We start from the raw sequence: 6448 nt of genomic DNA on the forward strand, positions 1-6448 counted from the left end.
CATGGCGACGGCCTCAGCCATCGCCGGGGTCGAAGGCATAGCCCAGCAGTGCGATATCGCGGGCGAAATGGCGCGCCACCAGCTCGGCCGTGTCGGTGTCATAGTAGCTGCGGTAGTCGTGGGCGCGGTCCGTAGCCCGGCGCCGGTGCGGGAGCTGGATCTTGCCGAGTCCAATGCGTCGGCAGGCCTCGTCGAAGTCCGCGTCCAAGCGCTCGTAGCGGCCGATGAAGTCCACGACGATGTCGCCGTGCAGGTCGATGAGATAGTCCGTCTGCAGCTCGATGGAGGTATCCACATGGAACTGGTACGGGCGGCCCGGGTCGAGCTTCCAGCGCAGGAAGCCGGCGAAGTCGTCATGGCCGCCGAGGAATTGTGGGCGCTCGCGGCGGATGTGATGAAAAGAGCTCACCTGCAGATCCCAGGGGTTGCGCACGAACGCAAACTTGAACAGTGCCTCGAACCATGCCTTGGGCAGCAATTCCTTAGCGGCGACGATTTTGGCGTGCCGCGGCAGCTTGGTGGCGATGCGGTGCCCGCTCAAGTGGCTGAAGCGACTGCACAGGAACATGGGCCAGTACCAGGGGTCCGCCCAGCGCCGTCGCTGCAGCGCCGCGCGCACACTGGTGCCGCCGGTCTTGGCGATGTGCACGAACAGGAAGCGGTGTTTGGGCGACAGCAGCATGGGATGGCAGTGTGGCGGTGTGATCGCCGTCGATAGATTTACGCAGCGTTGCGAATATCGCCGTTACGCCCGCAGTACAGCCGGTACTTTAGTCCATGGGGACGGTCCGCCGTTGCCGCCGGCAAGGCCCAATCATGCTCAAGCCGCCAGGCCCCGCCCCCGCAGCTCCTTGATCTGATCCCGGATGGCCGCCGCGCGCTCGAATTCCAGATCGCGGGCGGCGCGGTACATGTCACGCTCCAGCTGCTTGACCCGGGCGGCCATCTGCGCCGGTGTCAGGTCGGCGTACTCGGCGATCTCTTCGGCCGCCCTGGCGTACTCGCGGGCGCTCTTGGGTGCGCCCGGCACATGCGCTTCCATGATATCCGCCACGGCCTTTTTGATGGTTTGGGGCGTGATGCCGTGCTCGTCGTTGAAGGCGATCTGCTTGGCGCGGCGGCGCTCGGTCTCGTCGAGGGCGCGCCGCATGGAGCCGGTGACCGTCTCGGCGTAGAGAATGGCCTTGCCATGGGCGTTGCGGGCGGCGCGGCCGATGGTCTGGATGAGCGAGCCCTCGGAGCGCAGGAAGCCTTCCTTATCGGCGTCGAGCACCGCCACCAGACTCACCTCCGGCATGTCCAGGCCCTCGCGCAGCAGGTTGATGCCCACCAGCACGTCGAACTCGCCCAGGCGCAGGTCGCGGATGATCTCCACCCGCTCCACCGTGTCGATGTCGCTGTGCAGGTAGCGCACGCGCACGCCGTGCTCGCTCAGATAGTCGGTCAGGTCTTCGGCCATGCGCTTGGTGAGCGTGGTGGCCAGCACGCGCTCGTCGGCGGCGACGCGCTCGCGGATCTCGCTCAGCAGGTCGTCCACCTGGGTCAGGGCGGGGCGCACTTCCACCTCCGGGTCCACCAGACCGGTGGGGCGCACCACCTGCTCGATGACGGCGCCGGAGTGCTGGGTCTCGTAGTCGCGCGGGGTGGCCGACACGTAGATGACCTGCGGCTGGCGGGATTCGAATTCCTCGAACCGCAGCGGGCGGTTGTCCAGCGCCGACGGCAGCCGGAAGCCGTATTCCACTAGGTTCTCTTTGCGCGAGCGGTCGCCGCGGTACATGCCGCCCAGCTGCGGCACGGTGACATGGCTCTCGTCGATGACCAGCAGGGTGTTGGACGGGATGTAATCGAACAGGGTCGGCGGCGGCTCGCCGGCGCCGCGGCCGGACAGGTAGCGGCTGTAGTTCTCGATGCCCGAGCAGTAGCCCACCTCCACCATCATCTCCAGGTCGAAAATCGTGCGTTGCTCCAGGCGTTGGGCCTCCACCAGCTTGTCATTGGCGCGCAGCCATTCCAGGCGCTCGCGCAGCTCGTCCTTGATCTGCTCCACGGCGTTGAGAATGGTCTCGCGGGGGGTGGCGTAGTGGGTCTTCGGGAAGACGGTGTAGCGGGGTACCTTGTGCTTGAGCTCGCCGGTGAGGGGATCGAACAGCGACAGCGCCTCCACCTCGTCGTCGAACAGCTCCACCCGCAGGGCCTCATCGTCGGACTCCGCCGGGTAGATGTCGATGACGTCGCCGCGCACCCGGTAGCTGCCGCGGCTCAGCTCGATCTCGTTGCGGCGGTATTGCAGCGCCGTCAGCCGCCGCAGGATGGCGCGCTGGTCGATGCGCTCGCCGCGGGAGAGATGCAGCACCATTTGCAGGTAGGCTTCCGGGTCTCCCAGGCCGTAGATGCTGGAGACCGTGGCCACCAGAATCACGTCCGGGCGCTCCAGCAGGGCCTTGGTGGCGGACAGGCGCATCTGCTCGATGTGCTCGTTGATGGACGCGTCCTTCTCGATGTAGGTGTCGGAGGCCGGCACATAGGCCTCGGGCTGGTAGTAGTCGTAGTAGCTGACGAAGTACTCCACCGCGTTGTGCGGGAAGAATTCGCGCATCTCGCCGTAGAGCTGGGCGGCGAGGGTCTTGTTGGGCGCCAGGATCAGGGTGGGGCGCTGCACCTGCTCGATGACGTTGGCGACGGTGAAGGTCTTGCCGGAGCCGGTGACGCCGAGCAGCGTCATGCCGGCCTCGCCGTCGCGCAGGCCCTCCACCAGCTGGCGGATGGCGGCGGGCTGATCACCGGCGGGTGGAAACTGGGAAGCGAGCTGGAACGGCTGGGACATGGTGCTGTGGTTTGCGCGGGCGACGGCGGTCCCGACGGATGTCAGGGCCCTGGATCATTGACTATTATTCGGGCTGCATTCGACACTTGCCAAGCCGCCGGGCGACAAGGCACCGACCGCAGCACCCATGCATCAGCCGCGCCCCGCAGCCTGGGGCACAACACATCCACCCGCAGCCGCACCCCAGACAATCCGATGACCATCAAGCTCTCCGCCCGTGTCCAGGCCGTCAAGCCCTCGGCCACCCTCGCCATCACCGCCCGCGCCGCCGAGCTGAAGGCCGCCGGCAAGGACGTCATCGGCCTCGGCGCCGGCGAGCCGGACTTCGATACCCCCCACCACATCAAGCAGGCCGCCATCGAGGCCATCAACGCGGGCTTTACCAAGTACACCGCGGTGGACGGCACCCCGGCGCTCAAGCGCGCCATCATCGCCAAGTTCCAGCGCGACAACGGCCTGGACTATCAGCCGGCGCAGATCCTGGTGTCCTGCGGCGGCAAGCAGAGCTTCTTCAACCTGGCGCAGGCGCTGCTGGACCCCGGCGACGAGGTGGTGATCCCGGCGCCCTACTGGGTGTCGTACCCCGACATGGTGCTGCTGGCGGGCGCCACGCCCGTGATCGTCAACGCCGGTGCCGATCAGCGCTTCAAGATCACCGCGGCGCAGCTGCGCGGCGTCATGAGCGAGCGCACCCGGCTGGTGGTCATCAACAGCCCGTCCAACCCCACCGGCATGGCCTACAGCAAAGACGAGTTGGCGGCGCTTGGCGAGGTGCTGCGGGACTACCCCGACGCCCTCATCGCCACCGACGACATGTACGAGCACATCCGCTGGGACACGGCGACCCCCTTCGTCAACATCCTCAACGCCTGCCCCGATCTCGCCGACCGCACCCTGGTGCTGAACGGCGTCTCCAAGGCCTACAGCATGACCGGCTGGCGCATCGGCTACGCCGGCGGCCCCGCCGACATCATCAAGGCCATGAAGAAGATCCAGTCCCAGAGCACCTCCAACCCCACCTCCATCAGCCAGGTGGCGGCGCAGGCGGCGCTGGAGGGGCCGCAGGCGTGCATCGGCGAGATGCTGACGGCCTTCAAGGCGCGGCACGACTTCGTCGTCGAGGCCCTGAACGCCGTCCCCGGTGTCGACTGCCTGCCCACGGACGGCACCTTCTACGTCTTCCCGGAAGTGAGCGGGCTAATCGACCGCCTGAGCGGCGTCAGCAACGACCTGGAGCTGGCCGAATACCTCATCGAGCAGGCCGGCGTCGCCCTGGTGCCCGGCTCGGCGTTCGGGCTCGATGGCTGCGTGCGCATCTCCATCGCCACCAGCCGCGACAACCTGGAGCAGGCCATGGCGCGCATCGCCGCCGTCGCCGGCTGACCAGCCCCGCACAGCCCTGGCTACCGGGTCGCGGCGGGCGTTGCGGCTGGCACGCCAACCCCTGCCGCCGCCGCGCCCGAGCGCATGTCGACACCCGGGACCTGCCATGACCATCCGCGCCGCGCCAAAGCCCCAGCAAGGCATAACGCTGGTCGAGCTGCTGATGAGCATGACCATTGCGGTGATCGTGCTCACGGTGGGCGTCTCGGGCATGACGACGCTGGCCAAGCGTCACGCCCGTGCGGTGGAGGTGAACGCCCTGGTGGGGCACCTGAACTTTGCGCGGGCGCAGGCGATCATGCGGGCGCTCAACATCCGGGTCTGTCCCATCGCCCCCGGGCATGCCCACGAAGGTTGCAGCGCCACACCAAGCGACGACGCCTGGAGCCACGGCTACGCCGTCGTGGCGCTGGACGCGGCGGGCCGGATGACGTCGGTGCTGCGCGTGCAGCAGCAAGCCCGCACGATGGCCATCGTCGGCAACCGCCCCTGCTTCGAGTTCGAAGACGATGGGACGCTGCAGATGGGCGGTTGCTCAGGCCCCGGCAGTCTGCGCGTCTGCGATCCAAGTCCCAACGGCATCGACCCCGCCCGCATCGTGATCTCGGCCATGGGCCGGGTCAGGCTCGAGGACACCGGCGTCGCCTGCGCAGCGGGCTGACACCGGCCCAAGCGCATCGCCGCATCGCTCAGTCGCCGTCGCAGCCGGGCACCGCCGCGCCCAACGCCTGCGCCCGAAGCAGGCCTGCGCCCAACCGCCTGCGCCAGTGCTCCAGCGCTTCCGGCGGTTGACGCATCAACGTAACACCGGCTATAGTTCTCGGCTCACTGATCCCCGATAGCTCAGCTGGTAGAGCAACTGACTGTTAATCAGTGGGTCACTGGTTCGAGTCCAGTTCGGGGAGCCAATAAATACAAGGGCTTACGGGATTCCGAAGCCCTTTTTCTTTGCCCGCCAAAAAGTCCATGCCACGGATATGCCACGGGTCAGCGATGACGGCCCGCTGGCACCAGAAACCCACTGCGCGGGCGGCTCCAGGACAGGCGCCGACGTGGTGCGATGCGACGAACACCGGGCGCAGCAAAGGCGGGATGGAATAACCATGCTGCCATATCAACCTATAGACGGAAACACGCAAAGCATTTTACATACCATCGACTGAGAAATATAGGTTGACTCGGGAGTGTGGTGATTCGCCCGCGTCAGCGCTGGCGTCGGTGTCGGTGATGCGGGAGGGGGTCGGCGACGGGCAGTCCTACGCCTGGCGCTCAGCGCGCTCCAGGTTCAGCGCCAGCAGCCGGGAGAGGATTTCTTCGTTAGGCATGTCGGGGCTGTAGTCGTCCCAGCCATACGCAGTCGCAACCGCGGCATCGAGCGCCTTGTGGTCGTTGTCGAGCCATGTCGGGCGCTCGTTGTAGAGGTTGGTCAGGGTGCGCTTCTTCAGCGCCTGCTCGGCGGCTGCATCCACCGGCAGGCTGCGGTCTGGCTGGAAGCGGCGGTAGATGCGTGTGATGTCCTCCGCGTCCAATGATTCGACCCAGGCGGCATAATCGAGCGCGTGGGCAACCACCTCGCGCGGCGTGCGGTCGCGCTTGAGTTCGATCAGCACCAGACTGCCGTCCGGCGCGATGGCGAGCAGGTCGAGGCGCCCACCCTGGCCGGTCTCCACCTGGCGGCCAATCAGCATCCACTCGCTCGAGAGGATTCTGGGCTCGGCAACGATCATGTCTTCGAGCAGTTGCTCGGAGGGCAAGATGCCTTGGGTCACTTCGGAGGGATTTCCCGAGACGGTCCAGAGGCTGTGTTGAATGGGCACGGTCAGGCGGCTTCCGGGATCGCGTCCGAGGGTTTCAGCGCCTCGTGGATAAGGGATTCGAGCAGACGGGTGCGGGTGGTATCGGCGGTGCTCAGCGCGGCCTCCAGTCGGTCGCAGAGGGCCATGAGGGCATCCACCTTGGCGACGATGCGGTGTTGTTCTGCGAGGGGTGGGATGGGGATCGCGATCTTTGATATTTTCCCGACGCTCAGGTTGTAGAGGCCTGCGGATGTGATGGCCAACTCCGTCATCTCGGCCATTCCGAGCGGAGAATTAAGTGTCAAGTCCCGGGAGATTATAGGGGCGCTTCTCTGTACAGTACAAATTACGGCAAACTCATTCCGCTATGGCCAGACCAGCCGCATCTCGCAGTCTATTGAGGGATGGAGCTCCAAGGGCTGTCCATCGAGGAGGAAGCCGA

The 6448-nt window shown here is 66.4% G+C and carries 6 protein-coding genes and 1 tRNA gene; 3 read left to right on the top strand and 4 right to left on the bottom strand.

Going from position 1 to position 6448, the window contains the following annotated elements:
- Window positions 1-13: 13 nt before the first annotated feature.
- Together QZ588_RS13575 and uvrB are read right to left on the bottom strand one after the other, a co-directional pair.
- Window positions 14-682 (bottom strand): sulfotransferase family 2 domain-containing protein, encoded by a 669-nt coding sequence (locus QZ588_RS13575; protein ID WP_295543481.1) that lies wholly within the window; start codon window positions 680-682, stop codon window positions 14-16.
- A 138-nt stretch (window positions 683-820) separates the two neighbouring features.
- Window positions 821-2827, bottom strand: a complete 2007-nt coding sequence (uvrB, locus tag QZ588_RS13580) for an excinuclease ABC subunit UvrB (protein ID WP_295543482.1) — start codon at window positions 2825-2827, stop codon at window positions 821-823.
- A 195-nt stretch (window positions 2828-3022) separates the two neighbouring features.
- Between uvrB and QZ588_RS13585 the strand changes: the two genes are divergently transcribed.
- The 3 genes from QZ588_RS13585 to QZ588_RS13595 all read left to right on the top strand — a co-directional run bounded on the left by QZ588_RS13585 (window position 3023) and on the right by QZ588_RS13595 (window position 5118).
- Complete coding sequence (locus tag QZ588_RS13585; protein WP_295543483.1) at window positions 3023-4210, top strand: pyridoxal phosphate-dependent aminotransferase; 1188 nt, start codon at window positions 3023-3025, stop codon at window positions 4208-4210.
- Between the two features lie 106 nt (window positions 4211-4316).
- Window positions 4317-4871 (top strand): GspH/FimT family pseudopilin, encoded by a 555-nt coding sequence (locus QZ588_RS13590; RefSeq protein WP_295543484.1) that lies wholly within the window; start codon window positions 4317-4319, stop codon window positions 4869-4871.
- Between the two features lie 171 nt (window positions 4872-5042).
- Window positions 5043-5118: transfer RNA gene (locus QZ588_RS13595), tRNA-Asn, on the top strand.
- Between the two features lie 348 nt (window positions 5119-5466).
- On the opposite strand, the gene QZ588_RS13600 is transcribed toward QZ588_RS13595, so the two are convergent.
- Window positions 5467-5979, bottom strand: a complete 513-nt coding sequence (locus tag QZ588_RS13600) for a hypothetical protein (RefSeq protein ID WP_366929575.1) — start codon at window positions 5977-5979, stop codon at window positions 5467-5469.
- Between the two features lie 50 nt (window positions 5980-6029).
- Window positions 6030-6278: a restriction endonuclease subunit S gene (locus QZ588_RS13605; RefSeq protein WP_295543486.1), complete on the bottom strand. Its 249-nt coding sequence runs from the start codon at window positions 6276-6278 to the stop codon at window positions 6030-6032.
- Between the last annotated feature and the right edge of the window lie 170 nt (window positions 6279-6448).

The organism is uncultured Thiohalocapsa sp., from assembly GCF_913062725.1.
Classification (GTDB): domain Bacteria; phylum Pseudomonadota; class Gammaproteobacteria; order Chromatiales; family Chromatiaceae; genus Thiohalocapsa.